Annotated in this window: 20 protein-coding genes; 9 read left to right on the top strand and 11 right to left on the bottom strand. The window is 43.3% G+C overall.

Annotated features, from left to right (window positions below; translation table 11 throughout):
- Positions 1-200: 200 nt before the first annotated feature.
- Entirely contained in the window at positions 201-785 is a 585-nt protein-coding gene (locus tag AC07NA_RS06505; RefSeq protein WP_494896679.1) for an LOG family protein, read from the bottom strand.
- A gap of 100 nt (positions 786-885) precedes the next feature.
- Between AC07NA_RS06505 and AC07NA_RS06500 the strand changes: the two genes are divergently transcribed.
- Entirely contained in the window at positions 886-1611 is a 726-nt protein-coding gene (locus AC07NA_RS06500; protein ID WP_494896677.1) for a hypothetical protein, read from the top strand.
- A gap of 68 nt (positions 1612-1679) precedes the next feature.
- Here AC07NA_RS06500 and guaB read toward each other — a convergent pair whose 3' ends face one another.
- The 4 genes from guaB to AC07NA_RS06480 form a co-directional block, all read right to left on the bottom strand.
- On the bottom strand, positions 1680-3149 hold the full coding sequence (guaB, locus tag AC07NA_RS06495) for an IMP dehydrogenase (RefSeq protein WP_494896675.1): 1470 nt from the start codon (positions 3147-3149) through the stop codon (positions 1680-1682).
- A gap of 328 nt (positions 3150-3477) precedes the next feature.
- Positions 3478-4755, bottom strand: a complete 1278-nt coding sequence (locus AC07NA_RS06490) for a M16 family metallopeptidase (protein WP_494896673.1) — start codon at positions 4753-4755, stop codon at positions 3478-3480.
- Between the two features lie 136 nt (positions 4756-4891).
- On the bottom strand, positions 4892-6127 hold the full coding sequence (locus AC07NA_RS06485; protein WP_494896671.1) for a M16 family metallopeptidase: 1236 nt from the start codon (positions 6125-6127) through the stop codon (positions 4892-4894).
- Positions 6128-6341: 214 nt separating this feature from the next.
- Positions 6342-7334, bottom strand: a complete 993-nt coding sequence (locus tag AC07NA_RS06480; RefSeq protein ID WP_494896669.1) for a hypothetical protein — start codon at positions 7332-7334, stop codon at positions 6342-6344.
- A 389-nt stretch (positions 7335-7723) separates the two neighbouring features.
- Here AC07NA_RS06480 and AC07NA_RS06475 point away from each other — a divergent pair, with 389 nt between their 5' ends.
- Positions 7724-8302, top strand: a complete 579-nt coding sequence (locus AC07NA_RS06475) for a HEAT-like fold family protein (protein WP_494896667.1) — start codon at positions 7724-7726, stop codon at positions 8300-8302.
- 291 nt (positions 8303-8593) lie between these two features.
- Here the strand turns inward: AC07NA_RS06475 and AC07NA_RS06470 are convergent, their stop codons facing one another.
- The 4 genes from AC07NA_RS06470 to AC07NA_RS06455 form a co-directional block, all read right to left on the bottom strand.
- Positions 8594-8938, bottom strand: coding sequence for a phosphoribosylpyrophosphate synthetase (locus AC07NA_RS06470; protein WP_345210070.1), 345 nt, complete (start codon positions 8936-8938; stop codon positions 8594-8596).
- 468 nt (positions 8939-9406) lie between these two features.
- Positions 9407-12016 (bottom strand): ATP-dependent chaperone ClpB, encoded by a 2610-nt coding sequence (gene clpB, locus AC07NA_RS06465; RefSeq protein WP_494896665.1) that lies wholly within the window; start codon positions 12014-12016, stop codon positions 9407-9409.
- A 284-nt stretch (positions 12017-12300) separates the two neighbouring features.
- On the bottom strand, positions 12301-13716 hold the full coding sequence (locus AC07NA_RS06460; RefSeq protein ID WP_494897129.1) for an ATP-dependent DNA helicase: 1416 nt from the start codon (positions 13714-13716) through the stop codon (positions 12301-12303).
- A 94-nt stretch (positions 13717-13810) separates the two neighbouring features.
- On the bottom strand, positions 13811-14752 hold the full coding sequence (locus AC07NA_RS06455) for a hypothetical protein (RefSeq protein ID WP_494896663.1): 942 nt from the start codon (positions 14750-14752) through the stop codon (positions 13811-13813).
- 188 nt (positions 14753-14940) lie between these two features.
- On the opposite strand from AC07NA_RS06455, the gene AC07NA_RS06450 reads away from it, so the two are divergent.
- The 4 genes from AC07NA_RS06450 to coaD all read left to right on the top strand — a co-directional run bounded on the left by AC07NA_RS06450 (position 14941) and on the right by coaD (position 17581).
- Complete coding sequence (locus tag AC07NA_RS06450) at positions 14941-15738, top strand: DUF3822 family protein (RefSeq protein WP_494896662.1); 798 nt, start codon at positions 14941-14943, stop codon at positions 15736-15738.
- Positions 15729-16265 carry a 16S rRNA (guanine(966)-N(2))-methyltransferase RsmD gene (gene rsmD / locus AC07NA_RS06445; RefSeq protein ID WP_494896661.1) on the top strand — a complete coding sequence of 179 codons (537 nt, stop codon included), beginning with the start codon at positions 15729-15731 and terminating at the stop codon, positions 16263-16265. Before AC07NA_RS06450 ends, rsmD begins: the two co-directional genes overlap by 10 nt.
- Positions 16266-16282: 17 nt before the next feature.
- Positions 16283-16870: a GDP-mannose pyrophosphatase NudK gene (gene nudK / locus AC07NA_RS06440; RefSeq protein ID WP_494896660.1), complete on the top strand. Its 588-nt coding sequence runs from the start codon at positions 16283-16285 to the stop codon at positions 16868-16870.
- Positions 16871-17119: 249 nt separating this feature from the next.
- Entirely contained in the window at positions 17120-17581 is a 462-nt protein-coding gene (gene coaD / locus AC07NA_RS06435) for a pantetheine-phosphate adenylyltransferase (RefSeq protein WP_345210077.1), read from the top strand.
- Here coaD and AC07NA_RS06430 read toward each other — a convergent pair.
- Positions 17550-18188, bottom strand: coding sequence for an NUDIX hydrolase (locus tag AC07NA_RS06430; RefSeq protein WP_494896658.1), 639 nt, complete (start codon positions 18186-18188; stop codon positions 17550-17552). The genes coaD and AC07NA_RS06430 overlap by 32 nt on opposite strands.
- Here AC07NA_RS06430 and pyrE point away from each other — a divergent pair.
- Together pyrE and AC07NA_RS06420 are read left to right on the top strand one after the other, a co-directional pair.
- Entirely contained in the window at positions 18187-18828 is a 642-nt protein-coding gene (pyrE, locus tag AC07NA_RS06425; RefSeq protein ID WP_345210079.1) for an orotate phosphoribosyltransferase, read from the top strand. The two genes, AC07NA_RS06430 and pyrE, sit on opposite strands and share 2 nt — an antisense overlap.
- 17 nt (positions 18829-18845) lie before the next feature.
- Positions 18846-19241: an SRPBCC family protein gene (locus AC07NA_RS06420; RefSeq protein WP_345210080.1), complete on the top strand. Its 396-nt coding sequence runs from the start codon at positions 18846-18848 to the stop codon at positions 19239-19241.
- Between the two features lie 391 nt (positions 19242-19632).
- Here AC07NA_RS06420 and AC07NA_RS06415 read toward each other — a convergent pair whose 3' ends face one another.
- Positions 19633-21501 carry a PAS domain-containing sensor histidine kinase gene (locus tag AC07NA_RS06415; protein WP_494896657.1) on the bottom strand — a complete coding sequence of 623 codons (1869 nt, stop codon included), beginning with the start codon at positions 21499-21501 and terminating at the stop codon, positions 19633-19635.
- A 276-nt stretch (positions 21502-21777) separates the two neighbouring features.
- Between AC07NA_RS06415 and AC07NA_RS06410 the strand changes: the two genes are divergently transcribed.
- Positions 21778-23406 (top strand): ABC-F family ATP-binding cassette domain-containing protein, encoded by a 1629-nt coding sequence (locus tag AC07NA_RS06410; RefSeq protein WP_494896655.1) that lies wholly within the window; start codon positions 21778-21780, stop codon positions 23404-23406.
- The last annotated feature ends 249 nt before the right edge of the window (positions 23407-23655 follow it).

Genomic DNA, 23655 nt, shown 5'->3' with positions numbered 1-23655 from the left:
GGATAGATGGTTTATACAGTTGGTAAAAAACAAGTATTGGAAAAGGCACTGTCATCTCGACCGCAGGGAGAGATCTTCTTCGCTTTGTAAGTCTGCTACTTACTTGATGAAGAAGATTTCTCCTCGTTCCTCGTTCGAAATGACATCCTTTTTATCCCAATACATGTGGGTGAATCACATTACGCAATATATAAAACCTTCTACTTAAGTCCGTTTTTATTATACCAAACTTCTTCGGGCTTTGAGCTGAAGTTTTCCATCTGCTCAAACAAGTCATCTATAGAAGCTGAACTTAATACCAGTTTACGATTGGCCGGTTTTAAAAACTTTTGCTGTTCCATTACATCCAGTTGCTGTAATAGCAAATCGTAAAAACCGTTTATATTTAATAAACCAACCGGGTTTTGATGCAGGCCTAACTGCAGCCAGGTAAGGGCTTCAAAGTATTCTTCGAGCGTACCCAAGCCACCAGGCAGGGTGATGATGCCATCGCTTAGTTCGCTCATGAGTTGCTTGCGTTCGTGCATGCTTTTCACAATGTGCAATTCGGTAAGGCCGGCGTGGGCAACCTCTTTATCAATTAAAAATTGCGGCATTATGCCGATAGCTTTGCCTCCCCTATCTAAAACAGCATCGGCCAGCATGCCCATCACCCCTACTTTACCGCCACCAAATACCAGGCTGATATTACCGGCAACCATTTTTTCGGCCAGTTGCTCAATAGCCTGTGAAAGCACCTCGTCGCCATTAAAATTGGCTCCGCAAAACACACAAATAGATTTCATCACTCATTAAAAATTAGAAGGCCAAAAATAGCTAAATCAACCGTTTATATCTGTTTGCTAATTGAATTGTATTTGTACATTTATAAAAAATAGAACCGAAATGAAAAAAACCTTATCCTTTATAATTGGGATGTTCAGCATCTCATTATCTGCTTTTGCACAAAATATTTCTTACCCTGTAGTAGCAAGAACTGATGATCAGCTAACTACCATTACTAAAATTGAAACCAATAACCAATATACCATTATCAGCTTTGAAAACACACCCAGCGGTGATAGCTCGTGGGTACAGGTAAATAAGGAAATTTATCTGCAAACCGACCAAAACAACGCCCATTATGATTTTGTAAAGGCCGAAAATATAAGTATTGCGCCTGCTAAACATTATTATAAACCCGGAGAAGAAAAGCTGGCTTTCAAGGTGTTTTTTAAAAAGATACCTGCCACTGCCAAAACTTTAGATATTATTGAGCGCGCTGGTGCGGGTGGTAATGGCGTAAGCTATTTTAATTATTACGGAGTAGTGGTAGATGCAAACGTAAAGATAGCGACTGTTACACTATCTCCTCCGCCTCCCTTAAACACGGCCGATGGATTAACGCAAATGTTTACAGACGGAAAAGCAGGTAATTTTTTCAGCGCAATGCAGCAATCTGTTTTAGATACCCAGCTTAACTATTACAAACAGCCGGGCAAACTGGCCGAATTTGCCAAACTCACTAAAAAGTATTTTGATGAACTGGTGAAAACCGGTTTCACAAATGACCAAGCATTAAAGATCATTACATCCGATGGTATCATGTCGAAAATAACGAACGTAAAGTAATTTCATAACATAAAAAAGACCGGTACATTTTCATGCTACCGGTCTTTTTTATTTATCGTCGCTGATACTTATCTCGTGTAGTTCGGCGCTTCCTTAGTGATAGTGATATCGTGCGGGTGCGACTCGCGGATACCTGAAGCGGTGATCCTTACAAATTTTGCTTTTTGTAATGTAGCGATGTCTTTTGAACCGCAATAACCCATACTTGCGCGTAAACCGCCCACGTATTGGTAAACTACTTCGGCCAGAGTACCTTTAAATGGTACACGGCCTACAATGCCTTCAGGAACCAGCTTTTTAATATCGTCTTCCACATCCTGGAAGTAGCGGTCTTTTGAACCTTGCTCCATCGCCTCGATAGAACCCATACCACGGTATGATTTAAAACGGCGGCCTTCGTAAATGATGCTTTCGCCCGGCGACTCTTCCACACCTGCAAATAACGAACCTGCCATGATAGAGCCCGCACCTGCCGCGATAGCCTTAGCGATATCACCTGTATGTTTAATACCACCATCGGCAATTACCGGGATGCCTGTACCTTCAAGGGCTTTGGCACACTCGTAAACCGCGTATAACTGCGGTACACCCACACCGGCAATGATACGTGTGGTACAAATTGAACCCGGACCGATACCTACTTTTACAGCATCTGCACCGGCTTCGGCTAATGCTTTGGCGGCATCGCCTGTGGCTATATTACCCGCTATTACCTGCAAATCAGGATATTTAGCTTTTACTTCTTTCAGCTTATCAATAACTCCTTTTGAATGGCCGTGAGCAGTATCGATAGCGATAACGTCAACACCAGCCTTAACCAAAGCGTCAACCCTGTCCATTGTATCGGGTGTAACACCAACGGCTGCACCTACACGCAGACGGCCATGCTCGTCTTTACAGGCATTAGGGAAGTTTTTAAATTTCTGGATATCTTTAAAAGTGATCAAACCGATCAGTACATTCTCGTCATCAACAACCGGCAATTTTTCAATTTTATGGTTTTGAAGTATTTCTTCGGCTTGTGTAAGCGTGGTACCTTTTGGCGCGGTGATCAGGTTTTCTTTGGTCATTACATCCTGCACGCGTTTGGTTGGGTCTTTTTCAAAACGCAGGTCGCGGTTGGTAATAATGCCTTTCAGTTTGCCGGCATCATCAATAACCGGGATACCACCTATACGATACTCCTTCATTATTTTAAAGGCATCAGCCAGTAAACCATGCTGGTTAAGCGTAACCGGATCCTGGATCATACCGCTTTCCGATCTTTTTACCTTGCGAACCTCATCGGCCTGACGTTGTATGCTCATGTTTTTGTGCAGCATACCCAAACCACCCGCTTGCGCCATAGCTATTGCCAGTTGCGCTTCGGTAACGGTATCCATTGCTGCCGAAACCAAAGGAATGTTCAGCTTGATCTTTCTTGTAAGATACGAGCTGGTATCAACTTCGCGCGGTAAAATTTCTGAATAAGCCGGGAGTAGTAAAACGTCGTCGTAGGTTAATCCTTCGGCAACAAATTTAGAGGTATCAGGGTGCATAGCAAACAATTTTAGGAGTTATTATTTGCCGGGCAAAGATAGGAATTTATTTTGAAATAGAGAATGGATAGCAACTAATTGTTATTATGCGGCAGATTATTGCCTTGGTGTGATAATTAGGATTGGTTTAGACTTTGGGATGATTATAGGTTTAGATTGAAGATTTAAATTATTACCGCAGAGGGCGGGGAGCATTTAAGATTTACCATAGAGGGCACAGAGATTTGCACGGAGTTACACAGAGATGTTGTTTTATTTTTTGAAAACCCCTCTTTCCGTTTACGGAGAGAGGGGCATCCAGCGAAGAGAAGACGGGGTGAGTCCCCTCTTAATACTTTCCTACAATCACTTTATAAAACCTGTCGAAGTCGAGGTATTCCTGTGCCAGTTGCTGTAAATATGGCGCGGTTACCGTTTTTACGGTTTGGGTGTAGCGGGTGTAGTAATCGTAATCTAACCCGGCGAAATAGATATTTTTGAATTTATCGGCATGCGAAAAGATGTTCTCCAGGCTACCCAACAGTGAACCCAGCATGTAGTTACGCACCAGGGCCAGTTCCTCTTCGGCTATCAATTCTGTTTTTAAAAGATCGATCTCTTTTTCAATTTCGGCAACGGCTGATTTGCATACATCTGCCCCAACCTCGGTGGCTATAAACCAGGCCGCAGCATTTTTTAGCGATGATATGCCCGAGCCTATGCCGTAAGTATAACCTTTATCCTCACGAATATTGGCCATTAACCTCGACCCAAAATAGCCGCCCAAAACAGTGTTCAATACTTGCAAGGCAGGGAAATCGGCATGGGTGCGTTTAATTGCCGGTATACCCAGCCTGATGGCTGATTGCAGTGCTTCCGGTTTTTCTACATAGTAAAATAAATCTGCCGATGGCTCTACTTCCGGTTGTGTGGTATCCGCCGGTGCCAGGGCATTTTCCCAGGCCGCGCCGAAGGTATCAGTGATAATTTTCAGCGTTTCGGCATCTGTTTTACCGGCCACTATAAGGGTACAGTTTGATGGCTGGTACATTTGTTTAAAATGCGCCAGCAGATCCTCGCGTTGCAGGTTCTTATAATCGTCGGCATCAGGTGCAAGGCCGTAAATAGTATCGCCGTTAATGGCTTTATTAAAAGTACGGCGTGCAACTACATCGTTCTTTTGCAGGTTTACCTGTAACTTTTGCTGTTGGTTGCGGATAAAGGTCTCTACCTCCTTTTGCGGAAAAATAGAATTGGTAAGCACATCCTTTACTACCGGCAAGGTACTTTGCAGGTGCTTATTAAGGCTGAACAGGGTTACCTGCGAATGATCGAAACCGTAGTCGGACTGGAAGAACGCGCCGTAAAAATCTATCTTATCGGCAATTTGAGCAGCGGTTAAAGTTTCGGTACCATCGGTAAGCATGGCATTAACGGTAAGGTTAAGCAATGGCTTTGCCGGGTCAAAACGCAGGTTACCGAAGATCCACTCTATGCGCACCAGCTCCTGGTCGCCGGAGTTGAACACTAAAACATTACAGCCATTATCAAGCTGAATATGCTCGGGCTTTATTAAATTTATATCGTTGATGGCCTTAAAATCAGGCGCTATAGTTCTGTCTATCATTCTTTATGGTCAGTTGTTGTCGGTAAGTGGTCATTTTCTGTCATTGGGTCATTATTTAGGTCATTTTGTTATTGGTCATTAGTTTATCTATTCGAAAAAACAATGACTAATGACCTACTGACGCAATGGCAAATGACTACTCAGCCAAATAAATTAACGTTGATGAATTATCCCGACGGAATATCGAACGGGCCGTTTCCTGTATTTGTTCGGCAGTTACGGCTGTGTATTTACCGGTTTCGCTGTTGATGGCTTCGGCATCGCCCAATAATTCAAAAAATGCCAGGTTCATCGCTTTTTCCAGTAACGACATTTCAGAGAATACCATGGTCGATTCCGTTTTGTTCTTCACCTTGGTAAGTTCATCGGCAGGCACCTGTTCATCATTCAGCTTTTCCAATTGCTCCCATATAGCAGCCTCGGCAGCTTCAGTAGTGATGTTTTGCAAAGGCTTACCTTCAATAACCATCATGCCTTTATCAAGGCTACCGGTAATGTAAGCATGTACATCGCTGAATATCTGCTTTTCTTTCACCAGGTTACGGTATAACCTTGATGAATTTCCGCGCGAAAGTATATCGGTGATCAGCTCGGTAATGTAGTAGCTATCGTCGGTACGGGTACCGGTTTGCAGGGCTATGTATACATTATTTAGCGGTACTTTGGCGGTAACGGTTTCTCGGCGTTCATCGTGTTGCTCCGGCTCCTGCGGCAGGTCGCGGTGATATTTTTCACCGGCAGGGATAGGCCCGAACCATTTTTCGGATAGCTGCTTTACCTGTTCAACGGTGACATCGCCCCCAACTACCATAATGGCGTTTTGCGGGTTGTAGTGCTTTTTAAAGAATGCTTTTACATCCTCAATTTTAGCATCGCTGATGTGGCTGATCTCCTTACCAATAGTTGCCCAGCGGTACGAGTGGTTTTTATACACCAGCGGACGCAGTTTCAGCCAAACATCGCCGTAAGGCTGGTTCAGGTAACGCTGCTTAAACTCTTCTATCACCACATTGCGCTGCACTTCAAGGCTTTTTTCGCTAAAGGCAAGGCTAAGCATGCGGTCGCTCTCCAGCCAAAAAGCAGTTTCAATATTTGCTGATGGCAGCGTGATATAGTAATTGGTAATATCGTTGCTGGTGAAGGCGTTATTTTCGCCGCCTACACGTTGCAGGGGCTCATCATAATCGGGTATATTAACTGATCCGCCGAACATAAGGTGCTCAAATAAATGCGCGAAGCCGGTTTGTTCTGGATTTTCGTCGCGGGCGCCAACATCATATAAAATGTTAACTACCGCCATTGGTGTTGTATTATCTTCGTGAACAATAACCCTAAGGCCATTATCCAGTGTAAAACGGTTGAATTTAACCATGTAACTTTATCAATATTTAAAAAGATAAAGGTATAATTTTTAGTTTTCGGCTCATTTTTTTGTTGTATTGATTTTGTAAAAATCCACAATTAGCTATTTTACAGGCCCATACATTTACATTACATACACAATAAGCTACCCGGCCAAAGCAAAAAACCGGAGCGCAATACCTTGCACCCCGGTTACATATACTAACTAACAGACTAAAATTTTATCAATCGGCCAAGTGATAGTATGCCTTAACAGATTCGTAATTGTTAAGATCTATCTTTTTGGCTGCGGCTACTGTTACCCCGCCCGGTATAATTACATACCTGTATTGCAACAGGGTTGATAATGCTACGCTATTGCTGTTATCATGCGCAAAGCGGGTAATAACCAACCTCCTGAACAATGGCATAAAGTTGATAGTATTAGGTTTACCACCTGCATTGCTGGTGTATGGTAAAGGCAAAACGCCGCCGCCATAAGTAAAGTAAACCAATATAGTACCCGAGTTTAATATACTGGTTGTAAGAGCGGGTACGGTAATGTAACCCACTTTTAAAGCAGAATTATCTACAGTAGTATCGCTAAAAGCTTTGGCATACATCCAGCCTGAGTATTGCACGTTGGCAGTTCCGGTAGCTCCTGTCGCGCCATTATCGCCTTTATCCCCTTTGTCGCCCTTATCGCCTTTGGCACCTTTTAAAGATATGGCTACGCCCCAGCCGCTATCAGTTCTTGGGCCGTACAGCAGGTAGGTAGTGGTATTCAGGTAAAAATCGCCCACTTTGCCTAAGTTGGCAGCAGGAATAACTGTACCTGTTAATATCTGGCTGCCGGCTGCGCCTTTAGCACCTGTAGCGCCGGTTGCACCTTTATCGCCCTGATCGCCTTTTTCACCCTGGTCGCCGGTGTTGCCTTTGGCACCTTGCGGGCCTTTAAGCGATAATGCCGTACCCCAGTCACCTTGTGTTTTAGGGCCGTACAGCGCACCGTTAGTTGTGTTTAAATAATAATCGCCATTTTTACCTACGCTGGCAGCAGGCGCGCCTGTACCACTGTAAATAACGCTACCGTCGTCGCCGGCCGGACCAGCGATACCTTGCGCGCCGGTATCACCTTTAGCACCTGTTTCGCCTTGCGGACCAATGCCACCATCCTTACCACACGATGTTGCCAATGCCAGCAGGGCAATAATTAATAGGTTTTTAAATTGTTTCATAATGCTTAATGTTGTTTGTGTTAATTGATATTCCAAAACAACAGCATACGCTAAAGGAAACACCCCGTTAAAACACCCTATTTAATTGCTTTATTAACTTGAAAAACCTGCAACTTTCACAGTTAAATAACAGGTTAACTAACATGACTATTTGTTACCTAAAACGGTAAAAACAACACGATTAATAACCCTTGCAACCTCTTTTTGAACTGAGTACAACTTGTATGTTTAACAGCATTAAAAGCTATAATTGCTCCAAAGGCAAAAGGTATACGCTCACTTGTGTGAAGTTTTGAGAAACAAATTCTTCCCACTTTTCCCACTCAGCCGAAAAAGATCAAAAAACAATGTTGAAAATAAAGGCGTTTTTTAATTTTCACTTTTGAATTTTGACTTTTGAATTAACCATGACCCAGCAGGAACTCATCAAAGAAATATCGGCCACCATGGGTAAATCCCGTGTGGTTGAATTGGTGGCGTTGTTAAACAAGCACCGGTTCCCGCTGACCGATCTGATCGATATTACTTTTCACACCGATAAGAATATCGCCTTCCGGGCATCGTGGATGTTGGAGAACGCTTTGATAAAGGATGCCGGTAAATATGTTGAGGAACTGAATTATTTGATAAGCAAATTCCAGGAAGTGAGTTATCCAAGCTGCCAGCGGCATTATGCTAACATCATGATACGGCTAACCGCCCGCAAAGCATCCCCCTTGATTAAAGCTAAACTGGACGCGCTCGATTTGGAACCGGTTGTAGAGAAGCTGTTCGACTGGATGATTGACCCTAAAGTATTGGTGGCTGTAAAATGTTCGGCTGCCGAAGCTTTACTGCACTTAAGTCGCCGTTACAACTGGATTGCCGAAGAACTGGCCAACCAGCTTCAGTTTTTGATGCGTAATGGTTCGGCTGCTATACAAGCGAGGGGGAAGATGATATTGAAAAAGATCCCCCCAGCCCCCTGAAGGGGGAGTTTTGATGATCATTTTTTAGCTTTAACGCTGGTGGTAGGTGGTTTTATTACTGTAGACTGGATAACACTGAGGGTAACGTACACCAAGCCCCACTGTCATGCTGAGGAACGAAGCATCTGTCACGGGTAAGTAGTACAGAGAAGTTGCTTAGCTATAAATAGTTCATTAATAGATGCTTCGTTCCTCAGCATGACAGTGGGAAGGGCATAAAAAAAAGCGACTGAATATTAATATTTGTCGCTTTTTCTAAGCTTACGTTTTGGCGTCCCATTTTAAGACTTGTTAAGCTTTAGGTCTGTCTTCGCCGTGCAGGTGATCGCTTACCTGGTTGTGGTGAAGTTTTGCTACCAGCGCGGCCGTAGCATTATCGGCATATACGCCGTAAGCGTTTACCAGCACGCCCTTTAAGTTATACTTATCCGAACTGATAGCGTATACTATTGATGTGTCTGAAGGATTACTTGCCCCTTCAAAGCGGTAGAATTCATCAATTTCAAAATCATCAGGCAACATTTCAATGTTGTGCTCTTTATCGTTTACCGAGTCTTCATCTAAGCTCAGGTTTGCTGTATATCCTCTTTTTAAAAGATCGTTAGTGGCATCCACTAAGGTTTCATAATTTTCCATGGTGATGTTTTGTTTAGTGATAACATAAGCAGAGGTTGCTGCTGCTCTCTTCTGTTGTATTAACTTATAAACCGCACAGGTTGTTTTACTTTTTTTACTGATTGTTTTATGATGGGTGATAATGAATGGGTTGGAAGAGTGTGTAAACGGAATAGGCTTCGCATGTTTTAAAATCAGCCTATGTAAATATATTCAAGTTGTCATTTCGATCGAGGTACGAGGAGAAATCTTCTTCACTATGTAAGTGACAGACATACATGGTGAAGAAGATCTCTCCCTACGGTCGAGATGACAAAAACGATTACCAATACAGCCCCACCCACCCCCCTTAAACGCCAAAGAGCTGCCTTTAGGGGCAGCTCTTTGGCTATATGATGGGGTTAATTATGTTCTTTTGAGAGAATTTACCGGCTTTGGTTTAACGGATAAAAAACTTTTTCCGTTAAACCTGCGCCCGGTTTAATCGCCTTATTGAACACTCTCTGCACTTGTATTTACAAATACAAACTGGTTATCGAACATATCGAGCTTTATAGTGCTTTCTTTATCTACTTTGCCTGCAAGTATCTGTTTTGATAGCTCGTTCAGGATCTTCTTTTGAATAACCCGTTTAAGCGGACGTGCACCAAATTGCGGATCGTAACCCAATTGTGCCAGCCAGTCGAGCGCTTCGTCGGTTGCGTTTATCCTGATCCCCATTTCGGCAAGGGTATCCTGTACCTGCCTGAACTGGAGTTTTACGATATCGCCAATCTCGTTGCGGCTTAGCGGGGTGAACATGATGATCTCATCTATCCTGTTCAAAAACTCCGGCCTTATGGTAACACGCAGCAACTCGAACAGGTCATTCTTGGTTTTAGCGATCACCTCGTCGCGGTTATCATCTTCCAGTTTCTGGAAGTTTTCCTGTATCACGTTCGAGCCAATGTTGGATGTCATGATGATGATGGTGTTCTTAAAGTTCACCAAACGGCCTTTATTATCAGTTAATCGGCCATCATCAAGCACCTGAAGCAATATGTTAAATACATCGGGATGCGCTTTTTCAATTTCATCCAGTAATACTACACTGTATGGTTTACGGCGTACGGCTTCGGTTAATTGTCCGCCTTCATCATAACCCACGTAGCCCGGAGGCGCTCCTATCAAGCGTGACACCGAATGGCGTTCCTGGTACTCACTCATATCTATCCGTACCAGCGCGCTTTCATCATTGAACAGGAATTCGGCCAGGGCCTTTGCCAACTCGGTTTTACCTACACCGGTGGTTCCTAAAAATATGAACGAACCTATCGGTTTACGTTTGTCCTGCAATCCTGCACGGCTACGGCGTATGGCATCGCTGATCGCTTCAATAGCTTCTTCCTGCCCGGCCACACGTTTGTGCAGCTCTTCTTCGAGGTGAAGCAGCTTTTCGCGTTCGCTTTGTATCATTTTAGAAACCGGGATACCTGTCCAGCGTGAAACCACACCTGCAATATCATCAGCCGTAACCTCTTCTTTGAGCATACGGCTATCGTTTTGCATAGCCTGTAAAGAAACTTTCAGTTTCTCTATCTCGTCCTGCACTTCTTTGATACGGCCATAGCGTAATTCGGCTACTTTACCGTAATCACCGGCACGCTCGGCCTGGTCAGCTTCGAGTTTAAAGTTCTCAATCTGCTCGGTCTTTTGGTTAACGGCATCTACCAGGTCCTTCTCCCCTTTCCACTTAGCGTAAAGCGAATCACGATCGGCAGATAGATTGGCAATTTCAGCGCTTAGCTCCTGTACCTTCTTTTCATCCTTCTCGCGTTTAATGGCTTCGCGCTCAATTTCAAGTTGCATAATCCGGCGGTTCAACTCGTCTACCGCTTCTGGTACCGAATCCATCTCCAAACGTAGTTTAGAAGCAGCCTCGTCCATTAGGTCGATAGCTTTATCCGGTAAAAACCTGTCGGATATATAGCGTTGCGACATCTCAACCGCGGCTATAATGGCCTCATCTTTAATAATTACCTTGTGGTGAGCCTCGTAGCGTTCCTTCAATCCACGCAGGATCGAAATAGCATCGGCAGTATCCGGCTCATCAACTATTACTTTTTGAAAGCGGCGTTCCAGCGCTTTATCTTTCTCTACGTATTTTTGGTATTCGTTAAGTGTAGTAGCACCAATGGCTCTTAGCTCGCCACGGGCAAGGGCTGGTTTCAGTATGTTCGCGGCATCCATAGCGCCTTCGCCGCCACCTGCACCTACCAGCGTGTGTATCTCATCAATAAACAGGATGATCTCACCATCGCTTTGGGTAACTTCTTTCAGTACGGCTTTCAGGCGTTCTTCAAACTCGCCTTTGTACTTGGCACCGGCTATCAGCGCGCCCATATCCAGCGAATAAACCACTTTGGTTTTCAGGCTTTCGGGCACATCGCCTTTAATAATACGGAAGGCAATACCTTCGGCGATGGCTGTTTTACCTACACCGGGTTCACCTACCAGTACCGGGTTATTTTTGGTACGGCGGGATAATATTTGAATGGTACGACGAATTTCCTCATCGCGACCGATCACCGGATCGAGTTTGCCCGATTCGGCGTACTCGTTAAGGTTGCGGGCGTACTTGTTAAGGGCGTTGTAAGTGGCTTCGGCATTTTGGTCGGTCACTTTATTATCGCCGCGTAAGGCTATAATGGCCTTTTTAAGATCCTTTTCATTAACACCGGCATCTTTTAAAGCGCCGGCGGTTTTATCATTAGATGCCAGGATACCCAAAAGAATATGTTCAACCGACACAAATTCATCCTTAAATTCCTTTAGGTACCCCTGCGCTTTTTGCAAAGCAGCATTGGCATCCGACGATAAATATACATTGCTGCCGCTAACCTTCGGGAACGTGCCGATCTGCTGATCGAGCGTTTCGTTCAACCGGTTAAGGTTAACATTCAGTTTTTTTAGTAAGTAAGATATAACGTTTTCATCAACCAGTAACAAGCCTTTTAACAGGTGCGCATTTTCAATGGCCTGCTGCTGATTACCGGTGGCAATTTCGGAGGCCTTTTGTACGGCTTCCTGGGCTTTGATTGTAAAGTTGTTAAAGTTCATATATCCCTCTTGTTCAAATCTGTTGCCAATGTGTTTATACTGAAAAAATGTCGGTTTAAATCAATCAGTCGCGACTTTTTGACTGTTATTGATCAATAACCATTACAAAACGTGTAGGAATACCGCCAAATTAACAGATACCCGCGAAAGCTGTTTTACCTATTTGCCCCCGGCAATAAATAACCATTGACTAAATGACTAAATGACCGCATAGCGAAATGACCTAATGACCATTGACTATATGACCGCGTAGCAAAATGACCCAATGACTAATGACGAAATGCCTAAATAAAGAATCGCTCGTTAAAATTCACCAAAAACAATTCGTTAGTGGCGCGGGTGCAGGCGGTGTAAAACCAACGCAAAAAATCAAGGTTCACCATTTCTTCGGTTAAAAAACCCTGATCAACAAATACGGCGGGCCATTGGCCGCCCTGTGCTTTGTGGCAAGTGATAGCGTAGGCGAACTTAATTTGCAGGGCATTATAATAAGGGTTGAGCTTTAGCTCCGCATGCTGGGCGCGGCGGTTAGGGATATGCTCATAATCTTTCATTACTTCGAGGTAAAACCGCTTTTGATCTACCTGGCTCAAGGCAGGCGATTCAGAATCGAGCGTATCCAGCAATACCTTGCAATCAATAATAGGATCTTCGGAGTAGTCTATCAGTTCCATTTGTACATTGGCGAATCTGAAACCGTACATTTCTTCAACACCGCGTACTTTTCTTATGCGGGCAATATCGCCATTGGCAATAAAACCGGTACTGCCTTCCTCGTTCTCCTGTAGCCAGAAATAGTTATTGCGCACCACCATTATCTGGTCGCCGCCGGTAAGTTCTTCTTCGCGCCATAGTATGCGTGCGCGGATCTGTTTATTATACAAGTTGGCATTTTTGTTAGAGCGGCAGATGATCAGCGTACTCTCGTGCCCATATTTGCTATAGGCATAGTTAAGGCCTTCTTCCAGCTTATCGCTCCCCATCCGGAAAACATCTTTATAACCTTTGGTAGTAATACGCGGCATTTGGAGCGTTTGCAGCCTGATCATATCGCGTACGTTGGTTACATTAAATAGTATACCCGAGTTTTTTTGCTGCCGCAATACATCCGTCAATTCAAAGCTGAATATCGAAACGCTGTAAGCCGAACGCACCAGCTCCACATCCAATGCCGGACTTTCATCCGACCCTACAGGCGGCAACTGCGCGGTGTCACCTACCAGCATCAGCTTGCAGTTTTCACCGTTGTAAACGTAGCGCATCAAATCGTTCAGCAAGGTTTCGTTACTGTTACCACTGATGGAATCGGCAATCATGGAGGCCTCATCCACAATAAAAATGGTATCGGTAGCCATATTGTCGGCCAGCAGAAAACTTTCGTCGATGGTTAGGGCCGATTTTTTACGATAGATACGCTTATGAATGGTGTACGCCTTGCGCTGCGCATAACTGGTGATTACCTTGGCGGCACGACCGGTTGGCGCCAGCAGTACATATTTATAATTGTACGATCGTAAGGCTTTCACCAATGCACCCAGTACCGTGGTTTTACCGGTACCGGCATAGCCTTTCAGTATAAAACATTCGTCGCCAGTGCCGCTGGTTAAAAACTGGTGCAGCTTACCAAACAGCTCCAATTGCTGGGCGGTAGGCTCATGCGGGAATGCTTTACGAATAATATCTGTAGGTGCGGACACTATGCAAAGGTAGTGAGTTTTTTGGCCTCACCCAACCCTCGCCGAATGATAGGGCTTTGCTTGTTTTGTAAACAAAGGATGGAGTTGACAAGCAAGACTATTTTTCGTTATCGCCCCAACCGCATAGCAAATTCATTAATAACTGGGCCGATTCCGGGTTCATATCGTTTTTAAAGGTGGTGGTAGTGTTGCCGAAAATATCATTTACCCTTTTTATGGATAAAACCTCACGTCCTGTTCTATCTACAACGCTTCGTTCTTCATTCCCAAAAATATCTGTCGATGTTTTTATGGTCGAATTGATTTGCCCGTTGCTGTTGCTGATCTCTATTATCTCGTTGCCAAAAATATCCTTTGATTTTTTAACCGAACCAATACGCTCATAGTTGGGGCCGGTCACTTCCTTTGTTTCGTTACCAAATATATCTGTTGAGGTTTTTATGGCTAAGGTTCTTTGTCCGTTTCCGTCAAGCATTTCGATGGTTTCGTTGCCGAAAATATCTTTTGATTTTTTAACCGAACCAATGTTTTCATAATTTGCCCCGGTTACACTTTTTGTTTCGTTGCCAAAAATATCTTTCGATGTTTTTATGGTTTTCGCGGGTCTGCCGTTGCCGTCGCTTATCTCAACAATATCATTGCCGAAAATACCCCTTGATTTTTTAACAGATCGTATTTCTTTGCCGCTGGCATCAGTAATGCTCTTTATTTTATTGCCGAATATATCGGTAGAGTTTTTTATAGTCGCCGCGGTGCGCCCTGTTCCGTCAGAAAGTTCAATGATCTCATTCCCGAAAATATCCTTAGATTTTTTTACTGACTTTATCTTTTCACCATTAGGGCCGGTAACCGTTTTTATTTTGTTGCCGAAAATGTCGGTAGAATTGGTGACGACTACGGCCTTATTACCGTTTTTATCCTTGTAGGTTTCAATACTATCCCCGGTGATGGTTACAGTTTTTGTAACGCTATACTCCTGGGCATTAGCCGCTATGGTAGTTGTTATTAAAAATAGTGATAGAAAAAATCGCGTTAGCATAGGTGTTAAGTTGCAAATATTATTCTTAGGATAGCATTTTGGCCATAAGGTTTAATCATTATTTACTGTTTACTGCCGGTTATAATTGCTCTACTCTTACCCAAACCTCAAACCTGAAACCCCGAACCTCATAACAGAAGAAGTCAAATATTTGCCACAACAAAAAAAATACTACTTTTGCTTAGCTCATGAACGAACCTGACTATAATTATTACGATGACGACTTTAGCCTCGACCAGGCCGAAGGTTATGTATTGCTGTTGCAAATTGAGGCAGCTTCGTTCGCTTACGCGGTAACGCAAGGCAGTAGGCTATTGGCCTGGGGCAGCGGGCATCCGTTAGATGAGCTGACCAATCCCGATGAATTACGCGACCTGTTGACCGCAAAATACAAACAGGTAATTACCGGCGTGCCTGCACTTAGCTTCACCCTTGTACCCGAAGCCGTTTACAGCGACGCGCATATTGGTTTATTAGCCCGCCTGTTAAATGTACAAGCCGATGAAAAGGTATTTGTACAGGAACTTGATACCGAAAACCGTGTGGTATACAAAGTAAGCAACGGCACTGTTGCCGCCGTCGAAAAATTTGAGCTGAACAATTCTATTTTTGGCTTAAAGGGCTGGATAAAGGCCATTGCCAACTACAACCCTAACGATGATACGCTATACCTCGAACTCAACGCCAACAAGGTTAGCTTTTTATATTACAACCAGGGCAAGCTGCGTTTTTTTAACAGCTTTGAGTTTTACAACGCCGATGAACTAACTTATTATACTGCCTTTGTAGCCGAGCAATTGAAGCTGCAACCCGGCAGCATTCATTTAAATTTAAGTGGCAAAGTAAGTAGCGACGATGCCAATTTTAAGCGGTTGGCTGAATTTTTTAAACACGTTGAGCTGAACACCATACAATTACTGCAATTGCCTGTTTCGGTTAAGGCGCAACATATCCTGTCACTTTCGGCATTAACGTTATGCGGATAATTGGGGGTACATTAAGGGGTTTAAGGATCAATCCGCCGCAAAATTTACCTGTACGCCCTACTACCGATCTGGCAAAGGAAGCCCTGTTCAATATCCTGCAAAATCAAATTGATCTTGATGGCATTAAGGTACTCGACCTGTTTAGCGGCACGGGCAATATCTCGCTGGAGTTTGCTTCACGGGGCGCGTCGTTAGTGCAGGCGGTTGACCGTAACCAGGGTGGCATTATCTTTTTAAAAGATACCGCGCAAAAACATCGCCTCGAAAATATCAAAACCTTCAAGGCCGATGTATTTAAATATCTGGATATAGAAAGCGAAAAGTACGACCTTATATTCGCCGATCCGCCGTATGATCTCAACAAGATCCCTGAAATACCGAAGATCGTTTTCGAGAAAGAATTACTTGTACCCGGCGGTTTGCTTATTGTAGAACATCAATCGCTGCAAAACCTAAGCGGCCACCCCAATTTTACCGATCAGCGTAAATACGGGCATTCGTCCTTCTCCTTTTTTAAAGCACCTTAACCTCATTCGCATATAAAATGGCAAACGAAAAAATAAGAAACATACATACAGAGGTTTTATCGAACAACTGGTACACCTTAAATAAAGTAACGTTTGATCATCAATTAAAAAACGGAGAGTGGGAAACCATATCGCGTGAGGCTTATGACCGCGGCAACGGCGCTACCATATTACTTTACAACAAGCATAGCAAAACGGTAGTTTTAACCAGTCAGTTCAGGATGCCTACTTATCTTAACGGTAATAGCCAGGGTTACCTTATTGAAACCTGCGCGGGTTTGCTTGATAAAGACAATCCGGAAGATTGCATAAAACGCGAAACCGAAGAAGAAACCGGCTATAAGGTATCATCCGTTAAAAAGGTATTTGAGGCTTATATGTCGCCGGGCTCGGTTACCGAACTTATCTATTTTTTTGTGGCCGAATACGATAAGGGCATGAAAGTGAGCGAGGGCGGTGGTATTGAAGAAGAAACAGAAAACATTGAAGTACTCGAAATTCCGTTTGCAGCTGCACTTGAAATGGTAAAAACAGGCGAAATACGCGATGGCAAAACGATAATGCTGTTGCAGTATGCTCAAATAAACCTTGACTTGCTGGGGTAAACAGTGACCTTGATTTTCTTGATTAGGATTGATTGATGGGATTTTGACCTGGATTGGTTAGGGGTGAAAGTAAACCATGATTTTTTTGATTAGGATTGATTGGCGGGATTTTGACTTTGATGATGATAATGGGGTTTGGGATTGAGAATGATTGAAGGCTTTGAATATTTTGATTAAAGGATTTACTGATGCTTAAATCATTATTCTTGAACATTAATAGCTACTTTTGGGCAAACAATTGCTGATACTATGAATATCGCTCTTTTTCCGGGTTCGTTTGATCCTGTTACCAAAGCTCACGTTGATATTGTTAAACGCTCGCTGGCCTTGTTTGATAAGGTTTATATAGGCATTGGGGCAAATAGTTTAAAATCGAGCTTTTTAAGTATTGAAACCCGCCAGCAAATGTTGCGTGCCGTTTTTGAGCACGAACCCAAAATACACATCATCGCTTACGAAGGCCTAACGGTTGATTTTTGCAAGAGCATCGATGCCAACTTCATGATCCGCGGGATACGTACCGTATCAGATTTTGAATACGAAAAGGGTATAGCTCAAATGAACCATACCCTTGCGCCCGATATAGAGAGTATCTTTATTGTAAGCAAACCCGGTTACTCGGCCATCAGCTCAACCATTGTGCGCGAAATTTTGCGCCACAACGGCGATATCAGCCAGTTTATACCAAAGGAGGCACTGGCTTTTCTTTAACCAGTTCGGTTTTTACCAGCACATCCATAATTGACGGGAAGGTATTTTCAACAATGGTACCTACCTGGCCTTTTTTAAACCAGCGTACATCGGTAATGCCTTCTTCTTTTTGAGGCTTCAGCTTTTCCTGGCCTTTATATTTCATTTTATACCAATGCGTTTTCTTTAATACCACTTCTTTTTTAATGGTATACACATGGTAGGTTTTGCATATTTTTTTGCCCAGTTTATTTACCGATATGCCGCATTCTTCCTCTACCTCGCGCACCGCGCCTTCTTTAATGCCTTCGCCCTTTTCTATCTTTCCCTTAGGCAAATCCCACTTATCGTTACGGTAAATGAATAAATAATGCCCATCTTCATTCTTCACCAGGCCACCGGCAGCTACTATGGTTGTGGTAGCGGCTTCTATTTTTTTAATAAAAGCCTTTGCATCTTCACATACCACATAAAAAACGGCTTTGCCCGATTTTAAAATTTTAGGGTAAATAGTTTTCAAACTAAAAGTTTGAGCATCAATCAATTGATCGGCTTCAACTTTTTCGGGTGCGGTTTCTGTTATAAGAATAACCGTTTGGTTGATATAAATTCTGTATTTTTGAGCCATGTTTAATAATACTGAAATAGAACAGCAGGTAGCTGAATTCCTGTTGCAAATTAAAGCAATTAAATTACAACCTAACAATCCTTTTACATGGGCATCGGGCTGGAAATCTCCAATTTATTGTGATAACCGTGTTACATTGTCCCATCCGTCAATCCGTACGTACATCAGGCAAAAATTAACCACCATAATTCAGGAGACTTTTGGAGCTGTAGGATGTATTGCGGGCGTAGCTACGGCGGGTATTCCGCAGGGCGCGCTTGTGGCGCAGGAGTTAGGGCTTCCTTTTATTTATGTACGCGCCAAGGCTAAAGAACATGGCCGCGGCAACCTTATTGAAGGCGAAATAATGAGCGGACAAAGGGTTGTAGTAATAGAAGACCTGATATCGACAGGTAAAAGCAGCCTGCAAGCCGTTGATGCCTTACGCGAAGCCGGTTACGATGTAGCAGGACTGGCAGCCATATTCAGCTATGGCTTTGATGTAGCTACCGAAAACTTTAAAAATGCTAAATGCCCTTTTGTTACGTTATCTAACTATAACGCGCTGTTAAAATATGCCGAAGAACAACAGTATATTTTACCTGCCGACGTTGAAGTACTTAAACAATGGCGTACCTCTCCGGATACCTGGGGACAATAAAACATTAGCATCTACCTATGACATTATTTGAAAGCACTGTAAATATAGCCCGTCCGGTTAGTGAGGTTTATCAGTTTTTGAACAACCTCAATAACCACCAGCAATTAATGCCTGAAAGCATACAGGACTGGCGCTCAACGGCCGACGAAGCAAGCTTTACCATAAAAAACATGGCGAAGCTTGCCTTAGTGGTTGAAAGCCGGATAGAAAATTCGGTAATAAGTATTGTTGCTGCTGATACACCTCCCTTTGAAATTAAACTGCAGTGGTTACTGGCGCAGGAGGCGGAGTACACATCAGTTCAGTTCACCATTGCGGCCGAACTGAACATGATGATGAAGATGCTTGCTTCGGGCCCGCTACAAAAGCTGGCAGACCACGAAACCCAAACTTTAGGCACCATACTGGGCTAAGCTTGTTATATATTGTTGGCGGCTTATTAATAAAGCCTTCTTGGTGATGATTTGCGGGCCAGTACCACTACTAAGTTGATAACTATAAGGCTTGCGATTAATGCGATCATAACTTTGCTTTTTAAATTGTTATTGAAATCTGTTCCTGTTATAAATAAGTCAAAGTTTGTTCCAAAATTTCCCGGTTTTAATTGGTATGCGTAATAATGTATGTATAACGCTGTAAATCAGCATTTAGTTTACATTTAAGCCGTCATAATTGTGTAAAACAGCATTTTACAACCAATGGTTGTAAGTTTTGATTGCACAAATTGGGGAAATACGGGAAATGCCGACAATCGCGCTGTGTAAAAGTGTGTAATTAAAATACAAAAAGTGTTAGCATTTCTCATCAACTGACAAACACCCTGAACGTAGTACCCTCATCTACCTTGCTTTCCACATCAATTTTACCGCCCATGGCCTCAACCTGGCTCTTGGTGATGAACAGGCCCACGCCCCGTGCTTCTTTATTACCATGAAAGGTTTTATACATACCAAACAGGTTTTTGCCATGCCTGGCCAAATCTATCCCCAAACCATTATCGGCAACGGTTAATACCCTGCCCCCCACCGTATCGGTAAGGTTAATGATTATTTCGGGCTGCCTTTCGGGGTGGCGGTAGCGAATGCTGTTGGTAACAAAGTTGAGCAGTATACTTTCGAGATAGGCGGGATGATACAGCACCTCTGCCGCGGGATCGACATTATTTTTAATGATTACCCTGTGTTTACTTACATCGCCTGCCACTACATCAATGGTACGCTCTATATAGCTGTTAAGGTTAATATTGGCCTTTTTAAGGTTACTGGTTTGTATGGATACTACATCGTTAAGGTTAACAATAGTATCGCTCAACTGGGTTGATACGTTTTGCAGCAGTTTTAGTAAATGCGTTTTTTCGTCGGGTTCCGTTTCGGGGTCGTTCACCATATCAATCAGCGACTGAAAGTTGCCCGAATGCGTACGAAGGTTATGCGACACAATGTAGGCGAAGTTAAGCAGGCGCTCGTTCTGATGGTTCACTACATCGAGCGTAGCCTTTATTTGCTCTTCCTGTAGTTTTTTATCTGTAATATCCTGTATCTGCGATACGAAGTGTAAAGGGTTGCCCCTTTCATCGCGCACTAATGATACACTAAGCAGCGCCCAAATAACACTGCCGTTTTTATGAAAATAGCGTTTCTCCATTTGGTAATGGTGTACTTCGCCTTTTATCAGCTTGTTCAGCAGGTCGAGGTCTTTCTCCAGGTCTTCCGGGTGGGTAATATCCTGAAAGGTGATCTGGTTCAGTTCATCTTCGGTATAGCCTAAACAACTGATCAGGTTTTGGTTTACCTTAAGCCATTTACCTTCCGGCGATACCAGCGCCATACCAATGGTTGAATTTTCAAAAGCCCCCTTAAAGCGCGCTTCACTGCTTTGCAATTCGAGCTTTATCTTCATTTCCTCGTCAATGTTTTGCAACGTACCGAACAGTCGTACACATTTGCCATCCTCAAACTCGGCATTGCCAATGGTGCGTACCCAAACTTCGCGCCCCGTAGTGGTGATCAATAGGGCTTCTGTATCATAGCTCTTCCCGGTTGCCATGGCCTCCTCTACCCCTTTACGCAATGCCTCGCGCCCCAAACCTTCCTTATAAAAGCCCAGGGCATCATCTACCGACGGTTCGTAATTAAACGGCACTTCGTGTATTTGTTTGGTTACACGTGTCCAGGCCAGTTTATTGTTGGCTACATCAAACTCCCAGCCGCCAAGGCTTACGCTAAGGTTGGTTTTATTTAAAAGATCTTTGGTTTTTTTAAGTTTTTGTTCAATTACCTTATACTTGGTAATATCAATATGCACACCCACCATGCGCAATGGCTGGCCATTCTCATCCCACTCAATTACACGGCCGGTACAGGTAACCCAAACTATCGATCCGTTTTTGTGGTAATACCTTACATCTGGGCTGTAGGCTATTTCACCTTTACTGTTAAAATGAGCTTTTAATGCCTCATCTACTATGGCGAGATCATCGGGGTGCATTATATCCCGCCAGGTGGCAAACTCAACGAGCTCATCTTCGCCATAACCTATCATGGCTTTAAGGGAAGGCGATACGTACAGGTAATTGGCTTTAATATCCCAATTCCATGTTCCGGCCAAAACATCGTTCACCAATGTTTTATAAAGCCGTTCATTATTATGAGGCTCAATAGAATAAACTGTCATCAATAGTTATTATAGGGGGATATAAATACTACTGCCAACAGAATACACGGCACCTATTAAATTTAACAAAGGGGGTAATATTAAATTGAATACAGGAATATTTAATATCCTAAAATTACAAAATAATACTGCCACAGCAACACTTAGCCCCAAAAAATCGTCAAAAACATAAATCAGATGCGCAAAAGTTAACAAAACCGATTTTGATGTTAATTTCTCAGTCGCTTTTATCTTGAATTAATTAACCGTATTTTTGCGCCAAATTACAGGTGCAGCATGATCACAGTATCAAATTTAACATTACGCTACGGCAAACGTACATTATTTGAAGACGTTAACTTAAAGTTTACCCACGGCAATTGCTACGGTATTATTGGCGCTAACGGCGCGGGTAAGTCAACGTTTTTAAAGATATTATCAAAAGAGATTGACCCTACTACCGGCTCGGTAAGTTTTACACCCGGCGAGCGCATGGCCGTGCTGAAGCAAAACCACCACGAGTTTGATGAGTATACTGTTATTGAAACCGTACTGATGGGCCACAGCGAAATGTACGCTGTAATGAAAGAAAAAGACGCTATTTACCTGAAGGAAGATTTTAGCGATGCCGATGGCGAACGTGCCGGCGAGCTGGAAAACCTTTTTGCCGAAATGGATGGATGGAATGCTGAAAGCAATGCCGCTACCCTATTGAGCAACTTAGGTATTAAAGAAGACCTTCACTACAAACAAGTAAAAGAGATTGATGGCAAGCAAAAAGTACGTGTGTTACTGGCACAAGCACTTTTTGGTAAACCCGAAATATTATTACTGGATGAGCCTACCAACGATTTGGACATTAACACCGTAAGCTGGCTCGAAGACTTTTTGGCAAGCTACGAGGCTATTGTACTGGTAGTATCGCACGACAGGCACTTTTTAGATACCGTGTGTACCCACGTGGTTGATATTGACTTTGGTAAGATGACCATTTATACCGGTAACTACTCGTTCTGGTACGAATCGAGCCAGTTGGCATTGAAACAACGCAGCGACCAGAACAAGAAATTGGAAGACCGCGTGAAAGAATTGCAGGATTTCATCCGTCGCTTTAGCGCGAACGCATCAAAATCAAAACAGGCTACCAGCCGTAAAAAGGCTCTGGATAAGATCAACCTTGACGAGATCCAGCCATCGAACCGTAAATACCCGGGAATTATATTCAACAACCTTGGCCGTGAGGCGGGCGATCAGATACTACAGGTTGAAAACCTGGGTAAAACTCAAAATGGCGAGGTGATGTTCGGCAATATATCGTTCATGGTTAACAAGGGCGATAAAATAGCTATCATTTCACAAAACAGTTTGGCTACCAGTGCTTTTTACGAGGTGTTGATGGGTAGGGATACCGACTTTAAAGGTCAGTTTAAATGGGGCGTTACTATTAACGCTGCCGATATTCCTATCGAAAACTCCGAATATTTTGCCGGTAAAGATCTTAACCTGATCGATTGGCTGCGCGAATATTCACCGGGCGAAAAAGACGACCAGTTTATCCGTGGCTTTTTAGGCCGTATGCTGTTCAGCGGCGAAGAGGTATTGAAGAAAAGCAATGTGCTATCGGGCGGTGAAAAAATGCGCTGCATGTTTAGCCGTATGATGCTGCAACAAGCCAACGTACTGTTATTTGACGAACCTACCAACCACCTCGACCTGGAATCGATCACAGCGTTAAACAACGGTATGAAAGATTTCCGCGGAACGGTATTGTTTACCTCACGAGATCATGAACTGGTAGAAACCGTTGCCAACCGTATTATTGAGATAACCCCTGCCGGTTACATTGATAAACTGATGAGTTACGATGAATACATTAACAGCGAAGCCGTTAAAAAACAACGTGAAGAACTTTATGCTTTAGCATAACAACATACTTCCATTAAATAAGCAAAGCGCTCCTGTAAACTACAAGAGCGCTTTTTTTGTGATTGTGATTTAGATGGATTGGCTATTTCCAATATTTTTAACGTACCGGCAAAATTTTGATCAGGACTGCTGTTTTTCCTTTGGTAGTGGTAAATGTAGGGTTGTCCTTATCAGTAAATCATCTTACCAATGGTGTAAAGATAGCACTGCATTATATTCCTGAAAGGGGTGAAAACACGGTATTATTTG

The sequence above is a fragment of the Mucilaginibacter sp. GW821-FHT07G05 genome, assembly GCF_059418565.1.
The sequence above is the reverse complement of the archived record's forward strand: the minus strand, read 5'-3'. Positions and strand labels throughout refer to the sequence as shown.

What these genes read in the sequence shown, in the direction of transcription:
- AC07NA_RS06505 (WP_494896679.1), bottom strand. Translation starts at nt 785, where the DNA reads ATGAAATCTATTTGTGTGTTTTGCGGAGCCAATTTTAATGGCGACGAG.
- AC07NA_RS06500 (WP_494896677.1), top strand. Translation starts at nt 886, where the DNA reads ATGAAAAAAACCTTATCCTTTATAATTGGGATGTTCAGCATCTCATTA.
- guaB (WP_494896675.1), bottom strand. Translation starts at nt 3,149, where the DNA reads ATGCACCCTGATACCTCTAAATTTGTTGCCGAAGGATTAACCTACGAC.
- AC07NA_RS06490 (WP_494896673.1), bottom strand. Translation starts at nt 4,755, where the DNA reads ATGATAGACAGAACTATAGCGCCTGATTTTAAGGCCATCAACGATATA.
- AC07NA_RS06485 (WP_494896671.1), bottom strand. Translation starts at nt 6,127, where the DNA reads ATGGTTAAATTCAACCGTTTTACACTGGATAATGGCCTTAGGGTTATT.
- AC07NA_RS06480 (WP_494896669.1), bottom strand. Translation starts at nt 7,334, where the DNA reads ATGAAACAATTTAAAAACCTATTAATTATTGCCCTGCTGGCATTGGCA.
- AC07NA_RS06470 (WP_345210070.1), bottom strand. Translation starts at nt 8,938, where the DNA reads ATGGAAAATTATGAAACCTTAGTGGATGCCACTAACGATCTTTTAAAA.
- clpB (WP_494896665.1), bottom strand. Translation starts at nt 12,016, where the DNA reads ATGAACTTTAACAACTTTACAATCAAAGCCCAGGAAGCCGTACAAAAG.
- AC07NA_RS06455 (WP_494896663.1), bottom strand. Translation starts at nt 14,752, where the DNA reads ATGCTAACGCGATTTTTTCTATCACTATTTTTAATAACAACTACCATA.
- AC07NA_RS06450 (WP_494896662.1), top strand. Translation starts at nt 14,941, where the DNA reads ATGAACGAACCTGACTATAATTATTACGATGACGACTTTAGCCTCGAC.
- rsmD (WP_494896661.1), top strand. Translation starts at nt 15,729, where the DNA reads ATGCGGATAATTGGGGGTACATTAAGGGGTTTAAGGATCAATCCGCCG.
- nudK (WP_494896660.1), top strand. Translation starts at nt 16,283, where the DNA reads ATGGCAAACGAAAAAATAAGAAACATACATACAGAGGTTTTATCGAAC.
- coaD (WP_345210077.1), top strand. Translation starts at nt 17,120, where the DNA reads ATGAATATCGCTCTTTTTCCGGGTTCGTTTGATCCTGTTACCAAAGCT.
- pyrE (WP_345210079.1), top strand. Translation starts at nt 18,187, where the DNA reads ATGTTTAATAATACTGAAATAGAACAGCAGGTAGCTGAATTCCTGTTG.
- AC07NA_RS06430 (WP_494896658.1), bottom strand. Translation starts at nt 18,188, where the DNA reads ATGGCTCAAAAATACAGAATTTATATCAACCAAACGGTTATTCTTATA.
- AC07NA_RS06420 (WP_345210080.1), top strand. Translation starts at nt 18,846, where the DNA reads ATGACATTATTTGAAAGCACTGTAAATATAGCCCGTCCGGTTAGTGAG.
- AC07NA_RS06415 (WP_494896657.1), bottom strand. Translation starts at nt 21,501, where the DNA reads ATGACAGTTTATTCTATTGAGCCTCATAATAATGAACGGCTTTATAAA.
- AC07NA_RS06410 (WP_494896655.1), top strand. Translation starts at nt 21,778, where the DNA reads ATGATCACAGTATCAAATTTAACATTACGCTACGGCAAACGTACATTA.